Source organism: Nocardia implantans (genome assembly GCF_035544775.1).
Taxonomy (GTDB): domain Bacteria; phylum Actinomycetota; class Actinomycetes; order Mycobacteriales; family Mycobacteriaceae; genus Nocardia; species Nocardia implantans.
The window spans coordinates 116,636-135,685 of the sequence record NZ_JAYKYQ010000003.1 but is presented as its reverse complement, the minus strand read 5'-3'; the positions used below and the strand labels follow the sequence as shown (position 1 = coordinate 135,685).

The following is a 19,050-nucleotide window of genomic DNA, read 5'->3' as shown; positions in this document are numbered from 1 at the left end:
CATCCAGACTCGGTGGGCGCTCGTTCCCGCGGATCCGCTGGACGGTCACGAGCCGCGGTGGTCCCGCGTCTGTTCGCGTGCCCGACCATCGGTTCCTACGAGCCACCGAAGGGCCACCCGCCGGGCAGCCCGCGTGGCGGGAAAAAGGCGCGGGAACGAAATACGTTGCGTCCGAAGCATCCTGCCGCGTGCCCGTGCACCGGCGCGATGCCCGTGGTTCCGGCCCGCCGGTGGCGGCGGACCGGATGCTCGGTTCAGCGCAGCACGACGTCCGCCGTCGCGCGACCGAAGAGCTTGCGGTCCCCGCAGGTCGCGGTCAACGCGATGGTGGCGGCACGGCGCCGCGGATCCAATTCCTTGACCCGACCGCGGAATTCGATCGCGCTCGCTTTGGTCGCCGCTACCGGGGCGAACCCGGCGAACCGCACGCCGTACCGGGTGACGGCGGCCGGATCACCGAGCCACGAAGTGAGATACCCGGCGCCGAGACCCATGGTCAGCAGTCCGTGCGAGACCACGTCGGGCAGCCCGGCGCTGCGCGCGACCACGTCGCTGAAGTGGATCGGATTCGAATCGCCGGACACACCGGCGTAATTCACCAGGTCCCCCCGCGACAGCGGCACCGTGCGCGCGGCGAGTTCCATGCCGACGGACAGGTCCTCGAACGCGGGGACGGTTCGCGGCGTGCGCGGCTCGTCGGCCGAATCCGCTGCCACCACCTCGTCGAAGACCTCGACCAGTCCGCCGTCGTCACCGGCCTCGCGCCCGGCCGCCGCGTCCGCGCGGTCGGTGGCCGACTGCCCGGTCATGATCACGCCGTCGACCGCGGCGCGCAGATCGGCGGCCAGCTCGACCCCGGTCTGCGCCACCGCGGTGGTGTGCGCGGTCTGCAACACTTCCTTGTGCTGGTTGCTCAGCACGTTCCTGGTGACCATGAAATCCTTGTCACCGAACTGCCGGAACGACTCGATGTAGGAATCGCACCGCACCTCGTCGCCCGCGACGATCGGGCGGTGCACCCGGATCGACTGCTCCGTCTGCAGCACCTGGCCGAGGTCGTAGCCGCTGAGCACGGACTCGAACATCTTGCGCTGCATCAGCATGAGGACGATCGAGGAGAACGTCAGCGGCGCGACGAGCCCGTCGAAGCCGAGCTCCGCCGCGGCGTCTTCGTGCCGATGGGCGGGGTGGCCGTCCCGCAACGCTCGCGCGAACTCCCGGATCTTCTCGCGGCCCACCTCGTACGGGTCGGTCAGGCGGTAGTGGCGCCCCACCAGTGCCTTGGCTTGTTCGGACGCGGTGGTCGTGATGTCGTTCATGTGCCTCTCTCGGGAATGCGCCGTCACCCCCGCACGGCCCGGCCCACCGTACCGAAGACCGCGACGATGCCGCGGCGCGCACTCGCCAGCTCTGGGCATACGGACCGAAGGGGACACGGTTTGATCGCGAAAGCGGGCACTCCGCGTTACCGCACCACCTGGTGCCGTGCGACGGTCAGCACTCGTCCGGCGCAGGCACGCCCCGCAGCCTGTCGTCCAGCCACATCATGGCCTCCGGATAACCGAGCGCACCCGCGATGATGTGCTCACCGAGCACACTGCGGTAGACCGCGGGCACGCCGAGGCGGCACTGCTCCGAATAGAGATTGCGCGCGCCCTCGGCGGGGATCCAGAACTCCTGCTCGCCGTTGTAGACGTAGAGCGGAGTGGCCGACCGCATGCCGGCCATCTTGGTCACCCGATAGATGTCCGTGGCCAGCGCCGAGTGGAGAGGATCGGGGAAGTTCGCGGCGATGTCGATGGGCAGCATCAGCACACCGATCGCTCCATAGCTGCTGCCGCACATGTTCTTCACCGGCGAGGTGGCCACCCACTGGGCGAGGTTGTTCATCCGGGCCAGGATCTCCGGCCGCTCGCGCCCGATGCCGAACACCGCGCCCATGAATATCGCCGAGGCGAGGTTGCCGTTCATGCTGCGGGCCAGGATCTCGAAGTCGGCCGGTACGCCGCCCAGCGCGGCGCCGACGATCACACCGGCCAATTCCGGTGCGTAGCCGTCGATCAGCTTCACCGCGCCGTGGGTCGCGATCGCACCGCCGGAGTACCCCGCCAGAGCGAACTTCGCGGCGCCGAACTCGTCCGGGAACAGTCCGCGCACCGCCCTGATCGAGTCGAGCACGGCGTGCCCGGCCACGATGGGTTCGGCGTAGGCCATCGACGGGCCCTCGTGGTCCGGGATCAGCACGGCGTAGCCGCGCAGCGCCGCCAGATGCGTCGTGGGCGGCAGGAAGTCGGTGCTGCTGGTGTCGGGGTTGAGCCCGTGCGCGAGGGTGTATCCCGGCGTGCAGCCGCGGCCGAGGGCGTCGATGGGCAGGTTGTTCACCACCACCGGCCGCTGACCCGGCCCCGGCCACGGTGCGGCGGGCACGATCAGCGTCGCCGTGGCGTACGACGGCGCGCCGTGCGCGTCGGTCGTGCGGTACTTCACCAGCAGCGCACGCTGGATCGGCAACAGCAGCAACGGCGCCGCCGTGGCGCGCACGTCGCGGACCTCGATGACCTGCCCCTCGGCCCATTCGCCGAGATTCTCGGGGCGTAGGTCGAACATCGGATCGCCGACGGCCGATGGCATCGCGGCCGAGCGCAGCGCCGCCAGCGACGGCGACAGCGTAGTCGCCTCGTGCGTAGGCGAAATCGGCTCGGGCAGCGGCGCGATCGGCGGCGGCGGGATCACCTGATCGATGAGTTGTTGCAGCGCGGGCAGCAATCCCCCGGGCGGCGGGGCGGGCGGAGGCTCCGCGGCGGCGGGGACGGCCAGGACTGAGCCGGCGGCGAGCAATGCCACAGCAATGGCACGCGAAATCTTCATGGCACACGCCCTCGGGTGCGAAACGGCAACGTCGTCTGGCACCCGGGCGCACTGGCCTCGACCCCCGAAATGTCCCCTGTCAGACCGGGAGCCAGGACGTCAGGCTACGTCAACGCCCAGGACTGGACGCAGTAAAGCATCCGAGTTGTGTTGTCGCGTATCCATATCGCAACAACCGGGCCGGGACCCCTTTTCCGCGAGTGGGTCCCGGCTCGGCCGTGCGCGTATCGTCGCTCAGCAATTGCTCGGCGCCGGCTCCCCTCGGAATCGGGCGTCCAGCCAGTTCAGTGCCGCGGGAATGCCCAGCACCGCCGCGGTCAAATGGTCCGGAACGGGGATCTCCTCGGTCTGCACTCTGGCGCCCGCCGCGCACCACCGCTTGTCGGTGTTGACCACCGCGTCGATCGGGATCAGGCCGTCGATCGGCGAATGCCATTCGAACACCGGCGTCTTCGGCACGCCGTCGTAGAGTTCCAGGCTGTTCTCCTCGACCACGGCGCGGGCGGTGTTGTCGTTGATCATCGAGGTCGTCTTGGCGAAGTCCAGCGCGCCGCGGCCCGCTCCGGTGGAGAGGATGTCGTTGGTGCAGCTGTTGGCGATCTGCGCGCGAGCGGCCAGACCCCGTTCGTTCAGCTGGTCGCTGAGCGGGAACCGGGTCGGGTACTCGCGTTCCAGCCCGAACCCGGCGGCGAACGCCAGACCGAACACCGGATGCGGGTTGAGCCCCAGCCCCTCGAGCATCTTCACCAGATTCATCGGCACGCCGCCCATGGCCGCGCCCGCGATGTCGAGTTCCGGCGCGTACCTCGGCTGCAGGGCCGCCGCCCACGCGGTGGCCATCCCGCCGCCGGAGTATCCGACCATCGCCACCGGGCTGCGCTGCACACCGAGTTCGGCGACCTGCTTCACGGCGCGGATGCCGTCGAGCGTGATCTGCCCGCCGAGCTTCGCGGCGCCGTAGGCGAAATTCGGGCCGAGGTGGTCGGGCAGCGCCACGCTCCAGCCGCGCGCCAGCAGCACGTTCCAGCCCGGCGCTTCCCGCACGACCAGGTTGGGATCACCGGTGTAGAGCACCCGGGAGACCGAGCACTCCGAGCCGAGCCCGTTGATGATGTGCTGGAACGACAGCAGCGGGCCGTCGGGACGGTGCGCCTTCGGCGTCAGCACCGTGGTGGTCGCCGCGATCGGTTTGCCCTCCGAGCTCGTCGACCGGAACCGGATCACGGTCACCGTGGTCTCCGGGAAGATCGCCAGCGGCGGCATCACCCTGGTCGCGAGCACGTCGCCGGGCTTGCGGTCGGCGATGTCCGCGGGGGTCGAATAGAAGGGATCCGGATCGGGATCGGGATACAGCGGCGCGCCGGTCGCGGCGCCGGCCAGGCTCGCGACCAGCACCAAGCCCGCGGCCATCGCTCCGATCGCACGTGCGAGACGTCTTCGCCGCACTCCCCTACCCAACGAACGTGGGCCCTGACTCATCGACGTGTGCCTCCTGAATCATCCGACACTGTGCTCATCCTCGCAACGGGACCCGCGCGGAACACCACCCGGCGCGATCATGTTGACAATTCACAACATTGGGTCGCCGGGCCTGTGCTCGCGGTGCGCCCCGGCTGGTGACTGTACCCCACGACGCCACGTCCGTTCTGTGACATTTCCAGCCGATAACTTGCAACATGTTCTCAGCAGTGGCGTGGCTCTACCGTCAGTCCTACCGGCGCGGCTGCCGCGCCGGCGGGAAGGAGACGGTGGCATGGACGGCACTGTGCGCGGACTCGCCGACCGCGACGACACCCAGGATCCGCCGACCCAGCGGATCACCGTCTACTTCGACGGGCCGACCCCCGAGGACGCGCTGGTCCTGGAGTACGCGGCCACCAGGACCGAGGCGGGGAAGTTCACCTCGGCCGCCGCGCACGCCGGGCTCACCGTCACCGTCGACGGCCAGGTCCGCCCCGGCCTGCGCAGACTACCGTGCCGATCGCTCTGGCGCTGAGCGAGCGGGATCAGGGCCGGTCGAGCACCCCGCGCAGGAAGGCGAGCGCATCGGGGAACGCCTCGCGCGCCGCACCCAGATGATCGCCGGGATACCAGCCCACCCGCAGATCGGTGCCCGCGGAGCGCAGTTCGGCGACCAGCTCGAGGGTCAGCGGCGCGGGCACCTCCAGATCCGACAGCCCTTGACCGAGATACAGCGGCACGGCGTAGCCGCTCGTCGGCACCCGCAACATCGCGCGCACCGCGGCCAGCAGCGCGGGATCGTCCAACGGCCGTGCCAGCATGGCCCCGATGCCGATCCCGGACACCTGCGCGTCCGCCTCGACGGCGCAGTCCGCTTCCACGATCCGCAGGACGTCGTGGCCCACCGGGGTCAGATAGCTGTCGATGTCCAGCTCGGGCGCACTGGCGCGCAATCCGGCCAGCAGCATGCCGAAGTAGGTCGTCGTCTTCTGCAGCGGCAGGCGCGGCAGCCAGGGACCGGCCAACGGGAACACCGCCTCCAGATTCGACGGCGCGCCGGTCGCGGCCGCGCCGCGCAGCTCGAGGTCCGGCGCGTCGCCGGGAGCGAACCGGGCGGTGAACAGCGCCGCGTGCCCGCCCTGCGACTGACCGAACACCGCCCAGCGTGTGCCGAGCGAGGGGGCGACCGCCCGTGCGGCACGTACGCCGTCGACGATGCTTCGGGCCTGGGCCGGGCCGTCCAGATAGGGATGCACGCCGGGGGTCCCCAGTCCGACGTAGTCGGAGATCACCACCGCGTAGCCCGCGCGCAGCAGATCCGGGTACACCGACGACAGGTAGTAGTCGCGGGGTTGCAGCGTGAACGCGCACTGGTCGGCGATGCCCGAGGTGCCGTGCGCGTAGGCGATGATCGGCCAACCCCCTTGCGGCGGATCGCCTTCGGGCAGATACAGCACCCCGGTGCTCAGCATCGGCCCGCGCGGGCCACGCGACCAATACGTCAGCCGTTCGGCGGTCGCCGCCCCCGCCACGCGCAGCCGCCCCGCCAGTTCCACCAGGTCCGTCACGGTGCCGGGCGCCTCACCCACCCCGGCGTCCGCGGCCCCGGCCACCGCGATCGTCATCGAGACCACGACGCCCGCCGCCCCCGCCATGAATCGTCCACACCGCACCGACCGACTATGCCCAGCCGCGACCGCACCGGCAAGCCACCACAATCGGTGGCCCGGCCGGGGACCCTCGCCGGGACCGCGCCGGCTCGCTAGGCTCGGTTGAGCACGCCGGAAACCGGTGCCGAGGAGAACACAGGAGGTTCGACCGTGGCGCAGCGGTACCCGTATCGCGTCGTCACCCGGCGTCGCGCCACCGCGCTGCTCGCGACGGGCCTGATATCCCTGACGGCCGCCTGCGGCGCCGACTCGTCCGATCCTTCGGCCGCGGCCACGACCACGACCGTCCGCACGACGACCGCGACGACCACCTCCGCATCGCCCCTGGCCGCCCTGCCGTCCGTCGACCCCTACGCGGGACAGCCGCTGATCGATCGCGTCGCGTGGACCGAGACCATCGACGGTCCCCGGCTGCTCGTCTTCCCGACGCAGGCCGGGCGGCGGACCACCTTCCCCGGCTCGGACGAACGGGCATGGCAGGAGATCGTGGCCGAGTCGGCGGACGCGGAGGCACCCGGCATGCGCGATCAGTTCATCTGCCACTGGGCGTGGGCTCGGCTGGTCCAGCCGGACAAGCCGAGCTGGAACCTGGAACCGTGGCGCCCGGCGGTGGGCTATCAGGCCACCGTCGAAGCGCGCTGTAATCCCGGCGGCCCCGAGCGCTGAGCGCGGGCGCCGCCCCGACCGGAAGGAGCCATCCATGCGCGTCGTCATCGCAGGGGGGCACGGAAAGATCGCACTGCTGCTGGCACCCGTGCTCACCGCGAACGGCCACGAGGTCGCCGCCCTCATCCGCAACCCCGGCCACACCGCAGAGGTGCGCGCCACCGGTGCGGAGCCGGTGCTGTGCGACCTGGAGAAGGCGGGCGCCGACGAGGTGGTCGACGTCGTCAAAGGATGCGACGCGGCGATTTTCGCCGCCGGCGCCGGGCAGGGCAGCGGCGTGGACCGGAAATACACCGTCGACCTGGGCGGCTCCGTCCGGCTCGCCGAGACCGCCGAGCGCACCGGGGTACGCCGTTTCCTGCAGATCTCCTCGATGGGCGCGGGCCGGGCACCCGCGCCGGGGACCGATGAGGTGTGGGCGGCGTACATCGACGCGAAGACCAAGGCCGAAGAGGATCTGCGCGCAAGGGATCTGGACTGGACCATCCTGCGCCCCGGCCGCCTGACCGACTCCCCCGGCACCGGACGGGTGACGCTGGCGCCGCCACCGGTCGGGCGCAGCGAGGTCCCGCGCGCGGACGTGGCGGCCGTTCTGGCCGGGCTGTTGCCCGCCGCGCACACCTTCGGGCTGACGCTCGAACTCGTCTCGGGTGACACTCCGATTAGCCAGGCAATTGCACAGCTGACCGACTGAGCTGTGGCGCACCCTGCCACCGCCCTTGCCGATCGACCGCAACGGTCACGATGGGAGAACAACCGTGTTCAGCCGAATCGTCTCGATGAAGATCCGCCCCGGTTCCCGCGCCGAGTTCCTCGCGGCCATATCCCGCAGCGCCGACGCCTCCGTCCGGACCGAGCCCGGCTGTCTGCGCTTCGACATCTGCGCAGATCGGGTGGATCCGCACCGATTCTTTCTCTACCAGCTCTACACCGACGACGAGGCGGCAGAGGCGCACCGTTTCACCGAACATTTCCTCGCCTGGCGGGCCGCGGCCGACCAATTCGTCGAGCCGGGTACACAGATCGATTACAGCACGGACGTCCTATTCGGCCGCGACTGAAATTTCCGGATCCGGCACCGTTTCCGCAAACTTCCGGCCGCGAAATACCCACTGCGCACGTGCAATCGATCGTGCAGATGTGCTTGCATTTGAAAGGTACGGCGGCATAAACTCGGTCCCGCAACGCTTTACAGGGGACCATCAGGGGAGGCCGCGTGGGCGAGCCGAAGGCCGAAGCCGCCGTGGGTTTGCCGCCGCCAGACAAACAGGGGCGTTCGAATGGAACAACCACTTACCGGCGGTCGGTTCGGATCAGCCGACACCGCACTGGCCGACCAGCCAGCGAACGGTAGACATATGAGCACATTACCGGCCCACAGCGGCCACACCGATACCACTTTTTCCCGAGAAACCGCCGTGGCATACGTCATCGATGCCGTCGAATCCACCGGGGCGGCAACTCGGCACGATTTCGATATCGACCGGATCGTCACCACCGCGCACGCGATGGCCGACGACTGGGATCTCGAGGCATTGCAGCCTGCGACGTTCTGGCGAATCGCCTCCAGCTTCATCAAGCAGTAGACCGTTGCGCCGTCCGAGCCCGGCGGAGCACGAAACAAGCGAGCGGCCCCCTCCGAATTCGGAGGGGGCCGCTCGCTTATCGGGTCTTCGGCCGGGTGGGCTCAGTGCCCCTCGGCATACTTCTCCAGGATCGCGATCGACTTGTCCGGCTGCAAGGCCTGGACGCTGAGCCGGTCCATCACCGAGAGGTACAGCGCCAGGTCTTGCCGCCGCTCGAGATACAACGCGCTGGTCAACTGTTCGAGATACACGATGTCCGGCAGTTCCGCCTCGGCGAAACGCAGGATACTGAAGGAACTGCCCGCCGCGGCGTGCTCACCCGCGGTGAACGGCAGCACCTGGATCGTCACGTTGGGCAGCTTCGCCAGGCGGACCAGGTGCAGCATCTGCTCGCGATGCACCTGGCGACCACCGACCGGCCGCACCAACGCGGCTTCGTCGAGCACCGCCCACACCACCGGCGGATCCGCGCGGAACAGGATTTCCTGCCTGCGCTGACGCACCGCGACCCGCCGATCGGTGTCCGCGTCCTCGTAACCGAGCGCCACCACCGCCCTGGCGTATTCGGGCGTTTGCAGCAACCCGGGAACAAGATGCGACTCGTAGGTGCGGATCTTGCTCGCGGCCTGTTCCAGACCGAGGTAGGTGCCGAACCACTGCGGCAGCAGGTCGCTGTAGCGATGCCACCAGCCGGGCTCGTTGGCCTGCCTGGCCAGCTCGAGGAACGACTCGCGCTCCGCGGCGTCGTGGACGCCGTAGAGGGTCAGCAGGTCACGGATGTCGCGTTCCTTGAAGCCGGTACGGCCCAACTCGAGACGACTGATCTTGGCGTGCGATCCCCGGATCGCATCACCCGCGGCTTCCCTGGTGATGCCCTTCTTCTCCCGGAGCTTGCGCAACTGGCCGCCCAATGCGATGCGTAGCACGGTCGGACCACGTTCCGCGACAACGGATTGCACATGACCATCGTCATCGGGTTCAGCGATCATCGAGTTCGTCTCCGATACTCCGGGGGTTGCCCACAGTGTGTCACAACCACCTGTCGCGAAACACACCGCACCGACCGCCAATGTTACCGCTCAGCTAGTCAAATAGTCGAACTCCCCGGCCTTCGCGCCGCGGACGAACGCATCGATCTCCGGACGCGTATAGATCAAGACCCCACCTTCGGGGTCACGCGAGTTACGCACTGCCACCTGGCCGTTGGCCGTTTCGGCCACTTCGACGCAGTTGCCGCTCGGATTGCTGAAGGAACTCTTGCGCCAAGTTCCGATGATCTCGTTGGTGGATGTATCCGACATCTTCCCCACTCCTCCGTTACCGCAGTCAGGCGATTCGGTTCGTGCAGATGCACGTTCAAACGTTCTTGCATCTGCACCGACACCGGACGATAGCACGAAGTTCGCCCTCTGTGCGTCCGCTGGCCGGGACCACCAGGAGCCAGATGTGAAACGCGGTCGCCTCGACCCGGAAACATCGAGATCAGCTCCCCGATCCAGCCCGCTGGACGCGCGTGAATCTTGTACTGTCACAGTGCACATCGGATGTACCAGTCATTCGCGACGACCCCACGCGCCCACCCGCACGGCAGCGTCGCCGACCCGTTTCGCCTAGGAGTACAACCCCATGCCCGAAGACCACAGCCCGCTCATCCGAACCGACATCCCCCACTCCGCGCGGATCTGGAACTACTGGATGGGCGGCAAGGACTATTACGAAATCGACCGCATCGCAGGCGACGCCGGGATCGAGGTGGATCCGGACATCACCACCATGGCGGTGCAGTCGCGCCAGTTCCTCATCCGCGCCGTGCGCTACCTCGCGGGCGAAGTCGGCATCCGCCAGTTCCTCGACATCGGGACCGGCCTGCCCACCATGCAGAACACCCACGAGGTCGCCCAGAGCGTCGCGCCCGAGTCCAGGATCGTGTACGTGGACAACGATCCGCTCGTGCTCACCCACGCGCGGGCGCTGCTCACCTCCACCACGCCGGAGGGCGTCACCACCTACATCGACGCCGACTACCACGATCCCGAGCTGATCATCGCCGACGCCAAACACGTCCTGAACTTCAACGAGCCCATCGCCGTGATGTTCATGGGCGTGCTCGGCCACGCCAAGACCTACGACGACCTGCTGCGCATCGTGCACACCGTGCTAAATTCCGTTCCGTCGGGCAGCTACCTGGTGATGTGGGACGGCACCGACGACAGCAAGGCGTATGTCACTCTGTGCGAGAACTACACCGGCACCGGTGGCACTCCTTACGTCCCCCGTCCGCAGGCTCAGATCAAGGCCGTCTTCGACGGTCTGGAGCTGGTCGACCCGGGCTTCGTGTCCATCACGCAGTGGCGCGCGGGCGACACGGAGGTGGGCGAGTCACGGCCGATCTCCGCCTACGGCGCGGTCGCGCGCAAGCCGTAAGGCCCCTGAACACCAAACCGCAAGCGGCACAGCGGCGGTCGCCGGTCTCGCACCGGCGACCGCCGTCCGCTTTTTCTCCGCCCGATCGTGCAGATGTACTTGCATTTGCAAGCGACGGGGGAATAGACTCGAACCCGAAATCGGGGAGGTACGCAGGGAGTTCGAGCCTGCGCCACCAGTACGCCGGCCTCCCCGCCGCACGCCGGACGCGAGGGGTAGTCGAATGATGGAGCCATTCCGAACTTCCCCCCTGGTTGCCGTCATCGATGGCGCGGGCGCCGATCACTTGCGTCAGTACTCCGCGCCCGAGCCGGCCATGGCCGATTGCAGTGTGGAGCCCCGCGGCCTCACCTACCGGCAGGCCCGCGACATTCTCTACGCCCACGAGGTCCACGGCCCGCAGTGCAGGCAGTGGCTGGCGGCCGCCGCGTACCTGTCAGCCGGGCTGGACGACGAATAGTCCGGCATTCGCGTCACTACGGAGCGCGCCGCGTTCCCAAGCGATCTCACAGATCACTCCCGGTCCATTCGCCCCTTTCGTATAGTGATCGATCGACCTGGGCGCGATTTCTCGCACGCCCGGCGTGGCATTTGGGGAGCGAATTCGTCATGACCTACTCCGCGTTGGATCTGTCCGCCGACTCGTCCGACCCGGTGCTGGAAATCGGTGGACAGCCGGCTTCGGTGCCTTTGCAGAACACCGAGAGCGTGGCCTCGCACATGGTCGGCTATTTCGAGAACGTCATGGCCCCCTGCCGCACGTTACCCGGCGAGCAATTGCGCGGAGACGTCACGAAACTCACCCGCAGCTGCCTGAATCTCGCCGCCGAGATGTTCGACCGGCGCACCGTGCCGGACGAGCAGCAGTTGGGCCCGGTGCGCGCGGCCGCCGCCCGCTGGGCGCGGGAGGGCGTGCCGCTGAGCACCATCCTGCGCGCCTACCACGAAGGATTGCGCATCGCCTTCGGTCTGGTCACCGCGCCCGCCGAGGCCGACGACGTCGACGAGGTGCTGGTCGCCGCCGATCTGCTGCTGGAACTGCTCGAGGCGATCAGCGCGGCGGTGTCGGACGCCTACGTCGACGAACAGCACCTGGTCGCCAAGGAGCACCAGACCGCGGCGCAGACGCTCGCCTCCGCGCTGCTGAGCGGTCGCGGCAGCTCGGCCCTGGCCCGGCAGACGGGCATTCCGATCGCGGAGTCGTATCAGGTTGTGGCCCTGTCGATTCCGGAGCACGCGGACGAGCGCGATCCGCGGGTCGACGGGAACGTCGCCGCGCGCCGCAAGCTGCGCAGGCTGCAGTCCGAGCTGGCCACCGTTTTCGCCTCACGCGCGCTCGCGCTGCTCAGCGCCAAGGGCGGCACGCTGCTCATTCCCTTGGACGACGAGGCCGAGACCGTCCTCACGGCGGCGACGCTCGAGCTGCTGGCCGCCGCCGCCGAGGTCCCGCTCACCGCGACCGTCGTCCCGACCGACACAGATCGGATTCCCGAGTCGGCGGATCAAGCACACGAGCTGCTCAATCTGGTGCGCGTCGGCGTCCGGCCGCCCGGCCTCTACCAGATGTCGGATCTGGCGGTGGAATACCAGCTCACCCGCAGCGGCCCGGCCACCCGGCGGATCGCGACCATCCTCGACCCGCTCGACGCCCATCCCGAGCTGTTCGACACCATGCGCGCCTATCTCGGCAACGACATGAACCGGCAGCTCACCGCGCGCCAGCTCTACGTGCACCCGAACACCGTCGACTACCGCCTGCGTCGCATCGCCCAGCTCACCTCGATCGACCTGGCCACCTCGGCGGGCATCTCCCAGGCGGCGATCGCCCTGCTGGCCCGGGATCTGGATCGCAGCGTCGCCCGCCGCCTGTGACGTCCGCACCGTGACCCGATCGTCGCCTGTAACGGATTCGTGCTGGTCACCGGGCGGTGAACTTGCGATCCTGGTAGTGCCGCGACGTCTGGATGGTGAAATATGCGAATTTCGGAGATCCTGCGCAGGAAGGGTAGCGACGTCTCCACGGTCGCGCCCGATACGACGGTACGCGCACTGCTGGCCACCCTGGCCGAGCGGAACATCGGCGCGGTCGTCGTCTCCCCCGACGGCAACGCGATCGCGGGCATCGTCTCCGAGCGCGACGTGGTGCGCAGTCTGCACGCGTGGGGCGCGGAACTGCTGGACACGCCGGTGTCGGCGATCATGACCTCGGTGGTGCGCACCTGCGCGCCCGACGACCGGGTCGACGGCTTGCGGCGCATCATGACCGACCACCGCATCCGGCACCTGCCGGTGGTGCACGAGGGCAGGCTGGTCGGCATCGTCAGCATCGGCGACGTGGTCAAGAGCGCGATCTCGGAACTGGCGGACGAACGCGAGCACCTCGTGGAGTACCTGCAGGGCAGGTACTAGAGCTCGCTGACGTTCCCCAGGTCGGCCGAGAGCCAGCGCTCGGGGCGCAGGAAGACCGCGACCTGCTCGCCGTAGGCCTCGGCCGCCTTCAGGTATGCGTCGACCGATTCGGGCGGTAGATACCGCGCGACCATTTCGCGGTGCATCTCGTCGGTCATCGGAGTGGTCCGGGTGACCGGGCCTTCCACGCTCACGTACCGGACCGCGGGTTCGACCTGCTGCACCATCAGACCGAACCGTCCGGCCTCCCGGAGGTAGCGCATCTTCTGCGACTGCGGGCCGGTCAGGATCCAGGCCTCGCCACCCGGGCTGTACTGGTACCAGATCGGGACGGTGAGCGGGCCGCGACCGGCGCCCGCGGCCACCGAGAACGCCGCGACATGCGGCTGCGCGAGGAACTCTTGACGCTCTTGCAGGGTCAGAGGCATACGTTCCAGGCTAGTCGTGAAAGCCGTTGTCCGCGACAAAGCTTCGAAGTGCGTACCGGAATTGCGTATCGTGGGTGACGTCCGAGTTACCGGTGTGAAGGGAGCGTCACGTTGCGGTCCCCCGCCCCGAGATCGCCGGTGACGCGAACGGCGGAGGCCGCACGGCCGCCGGAAACGCCGGCATTCGCGCCAGCCGCGGTGCGGTCGCTGTTCCCGGCGCTCGCCGGCGCAACCGAGGTCTACTTGGACAGCGCCGCCACCACACAGAAGCCGCTGCCGGTGATCGAGACCATCCAGCGCTACCACAGCAACGGCACCGCCAACGCCGGCCGCGGCACCTACCCCTGGGCCACCGGTCTGACGGCGCGCATCGCCGGCGTCCGCGAACGGGCCGCCGCGTTCATCGGCGCCGAGCATCCGGATGAGGTGGTCTTCACCGCGGGCGCCACCGCCGCGGTCAACGCCGTCGCGCTGTCGTGGGGCCTGACGGCGCTCGCCGACGGCGACGAGATTCTCTACAACGCGAGCGATCACGCCTCGAACGTGTATCCGTGGCAGCACCTGCGCGGGCTGCTCGCCCGGTTCGGACGCCGCATCCACCTCATCCCCTACCGGGTGACCGCCGCCGGTGAGGCGGACACCGACGACATCCTCGCCAAGATCACCCCGCGCACCCGGCTGATCAGCACCGGGCATCTGCATCATGTCTTCGGTGGCCTCAGCACGCTGGAGGAATTGCGCGACCGGATCGATCCGGCCATCCTGCTGTGCTTCGACTGCTCGCAGAGCGGCGGCCATCTTCCGGTCGACGTCACCGCCCTCGGTGCGGATTTCGCGATCTTCGCCGCGCACAAGATGTTCGGCGCGCCCGGCACCGGGATCCTGTACTGCCACCGACGCGTGCACGACCGATTGGCGCCGTTCCTGCCCGGCGGCAATTCCGGCGTCACGGTGGATCCGGACGGCCTGCGGCCGGGTCCGATGCCCGCGCTGCTGGAAGGCGGCACGCCCGACATCCCCGGCATCCTGGCCCTCGGCAGTGCGCTGGAGGTGCTGGAATCGATCGGCCTCGACGTCGTCGCCGCGCACAACCGCGCCCTGACCCTGCGCCTGATCGAGGGGCTGCGACCGGTTCCCGGCCTGGAGTTCCTGCCCGGCCCGGCGCACGCGACCTGCGAGGTCGGCTACGGCATCGTCTCCTTCACCCTGGAGGGGATCTCGGCCGCGGACGCGGGGTTCGTCCTGAGCGAGTTCGGCTTCCTGGTGCGCACCGGCGCGCACTGCGTCCCCGCCGACACCGACGGCGCGGGCTCGGTGCGGGTCAGCACGCACATCTACAACACGCCCGACGAGATCGACCGATTCGTCGCGTGCGTGCGAACCATCGCCGAGGAGGTCACGTGAGCAACGACATCCCCCGCTACGACCGGAAGGCCGCGTCCAGGGTTCTGGCCGGACTCGCGCAGGCAGGGTTGTGCGCAGAACCGGCTCCGGCCCCCCGACATCGGCGATTCGAATTCACCTGTACGCCATTGGGTCTGGAGCAGGGCAGCCATCTCACCTACTCCCAGCGGCTGTATCTGGAACGGTTCATGCGGCCGTGCCGCGCGGACCAGGTGACCAGCGCGACCCATCGGATCGCGTGGACCGACAGCGCAGGCATCCCGAATACCGGGCACTTCCGCGCCGACGGCCTCGGCCCTGCGGTGCCGATCGCGATGCGCGAGACCGTGCTGGCGCTGTGGCGCCAACTGGACGATGACGCCGAGTTCGCCGCGCGGGTCGCGGCGCTCGGCACGGACGACCACGCCGTGCTGGCGGGCACGACCACCGACCACGATCCGCGCGACATCTTCCGGGTCGGCATCGAGGCCGCCGGGCGCGTACTGGCCCAGCACGCGCTGCTTGCGGCGCAGACCCCCTACCGCGATGCCGCCGAATTCGCCGAGGGGCTGCGCGTTTCCGGGATCTTCGCCGCGGTGGCCACGCGCTGGTTCTGGGAATTGCAGGCCTCCACCTACCGCAGGGGCATGATCCCGGTGACGCTCGTCGCGCAGCCCGACGGCACCGTTCGCTATTCGGCGGAGACGGTGGCGACCCTGCGCGCGATGAAGGATGCCACGATCGCCGACGCGCGTGCCGTGATGGAACGCGCCACCACGGTGGAAGGTCTCACGACGGCCGAGGCGATCGCCAAGTATCACGACGACCTCGACCTGATCTCCCGCCAGTACGCCTTGTTGCCGGAGGGCAGTCATCCGGCCTGCCTGGCGGCCATGCCGCATCAGCTCGACGGCGGGCATTCCAGCGTCCTCCCGCCGCTGGTGGACCGATTCGTCGCGACGTTCATCGAGATCGCCGACCGCTGCGCGGCCACCGAGGTGAGCGCCGAACTCGACGAGGCCACCGCCGACCGCGCCGCCACCGCCGAGGACCAGGTGTTCTACGTGCCCGATATGACCTGCAAGCACTGCGTTCGCACGATCGGAGGAGTGCTGGAGTCGATGGACATCCGCGTGGCCGAGATCGATCTGGACAGCAAGCGGGTGGTGGCCGAGTTCCGCAGTCCGCGCAATCGCGCCCGCGCGTTCGAGGCGATCCGGGACGGCGGCTACAACCCGGTTTCGCAGCGCCCCGACGACGTGCCGCGGGCGTCGGCCGCCGAGCCGTCGGAAGCCGCCGTATGACGCCATTGCCGCAGGCGTTGCCCGCGAAGCTGCATCCGATCGTCCGCGCCTTCCTCGACACTCCCGGCCTCGCGACGGAGACGGTGAAGAGATTCGGATCGCCAGCGCATCTGGTGTTCCCGCAGGTCTATTCGGAGAATCTGCTGCGCCTGCGCACCGTGCTGGAACGAACCCTGCCCGGGCACCGCGTCTGCTACGCGCACAAGGTGAACCAGTCGCGCGCCTTCGTCCGCACCGCCGAACGCGAAGGCATCGCCATCGATGTCGCCTCACCGCACGAACTGACCAGCGCCGTCGCCGCCGGGTTCGATCCGCCACGTATCGAGGTCACCGGGCCCAAGGGGGAAGCCTTCCTGCGCGATCTCGTCAGCCGCGGGGTCACGATCAACGTGGACAACCTCTGGGAGCTGGGCCGCATCGAGGAACTGGCCGCCGAGCACGCGGAAATACCTGTGCTGCTGCGGGTTTCCGGTTTCGACGCCGGGCAGGTGAGTCGGTTCGGGATGCCGCAGGCGCACGTCGAGCGGGCCTTCGATCTGTTGTCGGCGCGGCGCGGGCGAGTCGCTTTCCTCGGGTTCGCTTTCCACCTGGACTCCGGCGACCTCGGCGAGCGCGTCCGGGCGATCGACGCCTGCCTGCGCCTGATCGAGCGCGCCTACGAGCGCGGGCTCGCCCCTTCGGTGCTCGACATCGGCGGCGGGTTCCGGCAGGTGTTCACCGCCGACGCCGAACGGTTCGACGCCTACGTGCTCGCACTGCGCGAATCGCTGCTCGGCCGCGGGGAGCCGATGACCTGGGGCAGCAACACGTTCGGCTATCACGTCGCGGGCGGGGCGGTGCACGGCACGCCGGTGTTCCACAAGTACGCCAACACCGTCCCCGCCGACCGGATGCTCGCCGACCTGCTCGACGCTCCGCTGGAGCGGCACGGCGGGCGCACGGTGGCGCAGGTGGCGGGTGACAACCTGCTCCAGCTGTGGCTGGAGCCGGGCAAGGCTCTGGTCGACCACGCGGGGATCACCGTGGCCACGGTCGAGTTCGTCAAGGAGGTCGCCGACGGCAGCGTGCTGGTGCACGTCGACCTCAGCCGTGATGCGGTGACGCCCGCCGATCAAGAGGTCATGGTCGATCCGATCCTCCTGCACGGGGCAGGCGCGGGCGACCGCGCGACGGGGCCGGTCGGCGTCTTCTTCGCCGGAAGGCTGTGCTTGGAACGCGATCTGATCACCAATCACAAGGTGTGGCTGCCCGCACGACCCGAGCCGGGCGATGCGGTGGTGTTCCCGAATACCGCCGCCTACCACATGGACCTGTCGGCCGCGACGGCCTCCATGCATCCCTTGCCCCCGAAACTCGCGGTCACCCGTGGGCCGGGCGGGTTCCGCGTCGTGCCCGACGCCGACTACGAACCCGGCTTCCCCGCCGAGTCGTCCCGCCCGCCGCACAGCGCCCCGCCCGCGACCGGCCCGGTCCGATCCGTGAAGGCTCCCTGATGCGCTACGACCACATCACCGAACTCATCGGCAACACGCCGCTGCTGCGGCTCGACCCAGCGGTGCACGGGTTGGCGAAGGTCGAGCTCTACGCGAAACTCGAGTCGCACAACCCGTTCGGTTCGGTCAAGGACCGGGTGGCCTGGGCGATGCTCCGTGACGACTTGGAGCAGATCCGCGCCGAGGGGCGCACGCTCATCGAGGCGTCCAGCGGGAACACCGCCAAAGCGCTGCGCGTGCTCGGCGCGATGTACGGGATCGGCCTGCGCGCGGTGACCAACCGGATCAAGGTGGGCGAGGTCCGTGATCTGCTGCAGCTGTTGGGCACCGAGATCGTGGAACTGCCCGGTCTGTCCGAGTGCCCCGACCCGACCACGCCGAACGACGTCTACTCGGTGATCGAGGCGACCATGGCCCAGCAGCCCGGCGCGTACCGGCACCTGTCGCAGTACACCAACGAGAAGAACATCGAGGCCCACCACCACGGCACCGGGCGGGAGATCCACGAGGACCTGGCGGCCGACGGCATCACCAGGATCGACTATCTGATCGGCGGGCTCGGCACCACCGGCTCCACCAGGGGCACCGCCACCTACCTGCGCAAGCACCATCCCGAATTGCGCACCGTCGCGGCGGTTTCGGAGCGGCCGGACTTCATTCCCGGCATCCGCTCGGAGAGCGAGATGTGGGATGTCGGGCTGTTCCAGCCGGATTTCTACGACCGGATCGTCACCGTGGCGGCGGGCGAGGCCGTGGACGCGACGCTGCGCCTGGCGCGCGGCTACGGCGTCCTGGCCGGGCCGACCAGCGGCGCGAGCTACGCGGCCGCGCTGCGGACGCTCGGCGCGCTCGATCTGTCGGCGACCGATCCGGCGGATCCGGTCGTGGCGGTGTTCATCGTCTGCGATCGGCTCGAGCCGTACCTGTCGTACTTCAAGAAGCGCAGGCCGGAATGGTTCGGCCGCGCCGAACGCGAAGCGGAGCCCACCGCCGATGAGCTGGCGGCGGTGCCGCGCCTTTCGCCCGAGCAGCTGGCGGAGCTGGACCGGACCGGGCGCCCCACCATCGTGGACAGCCGCGGCGCCATGGCTTACCGGATCGGGCACGTGCCCGGCGCGTTGAACATCCGCGACGACCAGCTCGACGACATGTTCGGCCAGGGCATCCCGTTCCCGCGCTCACGCCCCGTCGTCTTCGTCTGCCCCGTCGGTGAGCTGTCGGTGCGGTTCGCCGCGCGCGCCCGGCGCGCGGGCTACGACGCCGCCAGCTTGGCCGGTGGCGTGGTCGGCTGGCGCGACGCGGGGTTGCCGCTGGAACGCGGCTGATCACCCACGGGCGCGCGAGCCCGCCGCGCGGCC

At 69.1% G+C, this 19,050-nt stretch carries 20 protein-coding genes; 13 read left to right on the top strand and 7 right to left on the bottom strand.

Going from position 1 to position 19,050, the window contains the following annotated elements:
- Positions 1-254: 254 nt before the first annotated feature.
- The 3 genes from U3653_RS08480 to U3653_RS08470 form a co-directional block, all read right to left on the bottom strand.
- Positions 255-1,319 carry a fused (3R)-hydroxyacyl-ACP dehydratase subunits HadA/HadB gene (locus U3653_RS08480; RefSeq protein ID WP_195079072.1) on the bottom strand — a complete coding sequence of 355 codons (1,065 nt, stop codon included), beginning with the start codon at positions 1,317-1,319 and terminating at the stop codon, positions 255-257.
- A 175-nt stretch (positions 1,320-1,494) separates the two neighbouring features.
- Positions 1,495-2,868 (bottom strand): lipase family protein, encoded by a 1,374-nt coding sequence (locus U3653_RS08475; protein ID WP_195079071.1) that lies wholly within the window; start codon positions 2,866-2,868, stop codon positions 1,495-1,497.
- Between the two features lie 234 nt (positions 2,869-3,102).
- Positions 3,103-4,278 (bottom strand): lipase family protein, encoded by a 1,176-nt coding sequence (locus U3653_RS08470; RefSeq protein WP_195079070.1) that lies wholly within the window; start codon positions 4,276-4,278, stop codon positions 3,103-3,105.
- Positions 4,279-4,621: 343 nt separating this feature from the next.
- Here U3653_RS08470 and U3653_RS08465 point away from each other — a divergent pair, with 343 nt between their 5' ends.
- Entirely contained in the window at positions 4,622-4,864 is a 243-nt protein-coding gene (locus tag U3653_RS08465) for a hypothetical protein (protein ID WP_195079069.1), read from the top strand.
- 10 nt (positions 4,865-4,874) lie between these two features.
- Here U3653_RS08465 and U3653_RS08460 read toward each other — a convergent pair whose 3' ends face one another.
- Positions 4,875-5,984, bottom strand: a complete 1,110-nt coding sequence (locus tag U3653_RS08460; RefSeq protein WP_324722353.1) for an alpha/beta hydrolase — start codon at positions 5,982-5,984, stop codon at positions 4,875-4,877.
- A gap of 165 nt (positions 5,985-6,149) precedes the next feature.
- On the opposite strand from U3653_RS08460, the gene U3653_RS08455 reads away from it, so the two are divergent.
- From U3653_RS08455 to U3653_RS08440, 4 genes are all read left to right on the top strand, one after another.
- The gene (locus U3653_RS08455) at positions 6,150-6,665 is read left to right on the top strand and encodes a DUF2599 domain-containing protein (protein ID WP_323124093.1); all 516 of its coding nucleotides are present in this window, start codon (positions 6,150-6,152) and stop codon (positions 6,663-6,665) included.
- A gap of 34 nt (positions 6,666-6,699) precedes the next feature.
- Positions 6,700-7,359 carry an SDR family oxidoreductase gene (locus U3653_RS08450; protein WP_195079068.1) on the top strand — a complete coding sequence of 220 codons (660 nt, stop codon included), beginning with the start codon at positions 6,700-6,702 and terminating at the stop codon, positions 7,357-7,359.
- 64 nt (positions 7,360-7,423) lie between these two features.
- A complete protein-coding gene (locus U3653_RS08445) occupies positions 7,424-7,726 on the top strand; it encodes a putative quinol monooxygenase (protein ID WP_043690427.1) in 303 nt (100 codons plus the stop codon).
- A gap of 297 nt (positions 7,727-8,023) precedes the next feature.
- On the top strand, positions 8,024-8,251 hold the full coding sequence (locus U3653_RS08440; RefSeq protein ID WP_323124094.1) for a hypothetical protein: 228 nt from the start codon (positions 8,024-8,026) through the stop codon (positions 8,249-8,251).
- A gap of 101 nt (positions 8,252-8,352) precedes the next feature.
- On the opposite strand, the gene U3653_RS08435 is transcribed toward U3653_RS08440, so the two are convergent.
- Positions 8,353-9,240, bottom strand: a complete 888-nt coding sequence (locus U3653_RS08435; protein ID WP_195079066.1) for a Sco1979 family transcriptional regulator — start codon at positions 9,238-9,240, stop codon at positions 8,353-8,355.
- Positions 9,241-9,330: 90 nt separating this feature from the next.
- On the bottom strand, positions 9,331-9,552 hold the full coding sequence (locus tag U3653_RS08430) for a DUF397 domain-containing protein (protein ID WP_039797917.1): 222 nt from the start codon (positions 9,550-9,552) through the stop codon (positions 9,331-9,333).
- A 325-nt stretch (positions 9,553-9,877) separates the two neighbouring features.
- On the opposite strand from U3653_RS08430, the gene U3653_RS08425 reads away from it, so the two are divergent.
- The 4 genes from U3653_RS08425 (at position 9,878) to U3653_RS08410 (ending at position 13,084) form a co-directional block, all read left to right on the top strand.
- Complete coding sequence (locus U3653_RS08425) at positions 9,878-10,675, top strand: SAM-dependent methyltransferase (RefSeq protein ID WP_195079065.1); 798 nt, start codon at positions 9,878-9,880, stop codon at positions 10,673-10,675.
- Between the two features lie 223 nt (positions 10,676-10,898).
- Positions 10,899-11,135: a hypothetical protein gene (locus U3653_RS08420; RefSeq protein WP_195079064.1), complete on the top strand. Its 237-nt coding sequence runs from the start codon at positions 10,899-10,901 to the stop codon at positions 11,133-11,135.
- 149 nt (positions 11,136-11,284) lie between these two features.
- On the top strand, positions 11,285-12,547 hold the full coding sequence (locus tag U3653_RS08415) for a PucR family transcriptional regulator (protein WP_195079063.1): 1,263 nt from the start codon (positions 11,285-11,287) through the stop codon (positions 12,545-12,547).
- 102 nt (positions 12,548-12,649) lie between these two features.
- On the top strand, positions 12,650-13,084 hold the full coding sequence (locus U3653_RS08410; RefSeq protein WP_195079062.1) for a CBS domain-containing protein: 435 nt from the start codon (positions 12,650-12,652) through the stop codon (positions 13,082-13,084).
- Here U3653_RS08410 and U3653_RS08405 read toward each other — a convergent pair.
- Positions 13,081-13,512, bottom strand: a complete 432-nt coding sequence (locus U3653_RS08405) for a pyridoxamine 5'-phosphate oxidase family protein (protein ID WP_195079061.1) — start codon at positions 13,510-13,512, stop codon at positions 13,081-13,083. The two genes, U3653_RS08410 and U3653_RS08405, sit on opposite strands and share 4 nt — an antisense overlap.
- A 138-nt stretch (positions 13,513-13,650) precedes the next feature.
- On the opposite strand from U3653_RS08405, the gene U3653_RS08400 reads away from it, so the two are divergent.
- The 4 genes from U3653_RS08400 to U3653_RS08385 are packed head-to-tail and all read left to right on the top strand — an operon-like array spanning position 13,651 to position 19,017.
- Positions 13,651-14,916 (top strand): aminotransferase class V-fold PLP-dependent enzyme, encoded by a 1,266-nt coding sequence (locus U3653_RS08400; protein ID WP_195079060.1) that lies wholly within the window; start codon positions 13,651-13,653, stop codon positions 14,914-14,916.
- Positions 14,913-16,199 carry a heavy-metal-associated domain-containing protein gene (locus U3653_RS08395; protein ID WP_195079059.1) on the top strand — a complete coding sequence of 429 codons (1,287 nt, stop codon included), beginning with the start codon at positions 14,913-14,915 and terminating at the stop codon, positions 16,197-16,199. Before U3653_RS08400 ends, U3653_RS08395 begins: the two co-directional genes overlap by 4 nt.
- Positions 16,196-17,692, top strand: coding sequence for a type III PLP-dependent enzyme domain-containing protein (locus U3653_RS08390; protein ID WP_195079058.1), 1,497 nt, complete (start codon positions 16,196-16,198; stop codon positions 17,690-17,692). The genes U3653_RS08395 and U3653_RS08390 overlap by 4 nt, the downstream gene beginning before the upstream one ends.
- On the top strand, positions 17,692-19,017 hold the full coding sequence (locus tag U3653_RS08385) for a pyridoxal-phosphate dependent enzyme (protein ID WP_195079057.1): 1,326 nt from the start codon (positions 17,692-17,694) through the stop codon (positions 19,015-19,017). The genes U3653_RS08390 and U3653_RS08385 overlap by 1 nt, the downstream gene beginning before the upstream one ends.
- Positions 19,018-19,050: the final 33 nt, after the last annotated feature.

What these genes read in the sequence shown, in the direction of transcription:
- U3653_RS08480 (WP_195079072.1), bottom strand. Translation starts at nt 1,319, where the DNA reads ATGAACGACATCACGACCACCGCGTCCGAACAAGCCAAGGCACTGGTG.
- U3653_RS08475 (WP_195079071.1), bottom strand. Translation starts at nt 2,868, where the DNA reads ATGAAGATTTCGCGTGCCATTGCTGTGGCATTGCTCGCCGCCGGCTCA.
- U3653_RS08470 (WP_195079070.1), bottom strand. Translation starts at nt 4,278, where the DNA reads ATGGCCGCGGGCTTGGTGCTGGTCGCGAGCCTGGCCGGCGCCGCGACC.
- U3653_RS08465 (WP_195079069.1), top strand. Translation starts at nt 4,622, where the DNA reads ATGGACGGCACTGTGCGCGGACTCGCCGACCGCGACGACACCCAGGAT.
- U3653_RS08460 (WP_324722353.1), bottom strand. Translation starts at nt 5,984, where the DNA reads ATGGCGGGGGCGGCGGGCGTCGTGGTCTCGATGACGATCGCGGTGGCC.
- U3653_RS08450 (WP_195079068.1), top strand. Translation starts at nt 6,700, where the DNA reads ATGCGCGTCGTCATCGCAGGGGGGCACGGAAAGATCGCACTGCTGCTG.
- U3653_RS08440 (WP_323124094.1), top strand. Translation starts at nt 8,024, where the DNA reads ATGAGCACATTACCGGCCCACAGCGGCCACACCGATACCACTTTTTCC.
- U3653_RS08435 (WP_195079066.1), bottom strand. Translation starts at nt 9,240, where the DNA reads ATGATCGCTGAACCCGATGACGATGGTCATGTGCAATCCGTTGTCGCG.
- U3653_RS08430 (WP_039797917.1), bottom strand. Translation starts at nt 9,552, where the DNA reads ATGTCGGATACATCCACCAACGAGATCATCGGAACTTGGCGCAAGAGT.
- U3653_RS08425 (WP_195079065.1), top strand. Translation starts at nt 9,878, where the DNA reads ATGCCCGAAGACCACAGCCCGCTCATCCGAACCGACATCCCCCACTCC.
- U3653_RS08420 (WP_195079064.1), top strand. Translation starts at nt 10,899, where the DNA reads ATGATGGAGCCATTCCGAACTTCCCCCCTGGTTGCCGTCATCGATGGC.
- U3653_RS08415 (WP_195079063.1), top strand. Translation starts at nt 11,285, where the DNA reads ATGACCTACTCCGCGTTGGATCTGTCCGCCGACTCGTCCGACCCGGTG.
- U3653_RS08410 (WP_195079062.1), top strand. Translation starts at nt 12,650, where the DNA reads ATGCGAATTTCGGAGATCCTGCGCAGGAAGGGTAGCGACGTCTCCACG.
- U3653_RS08405 (WP_195079061.1), bottom strand. Translation starts at nt 13,512, where the DNA reads ATGCCTCTGACCCTGCAAGAGCGTCAAGAGTTCCTCGCGCAGCCGCAT.
- U3653_RS08390 (WP_195079058.1), top strand. Translation starts at nt 16,196, where the DNA reads ATGACGCCATTGCCGCAGGCGTTGCCCGCGAAGCTGCATCCGATCGTC.
- U3653_RS08385 (WP_195079057.1), top strand. Translation starts at nt 17,692, where the DNA reads ATGCGCTACGACCACATCACCGAACTCATCGGCAACACGCCGCTGCTG.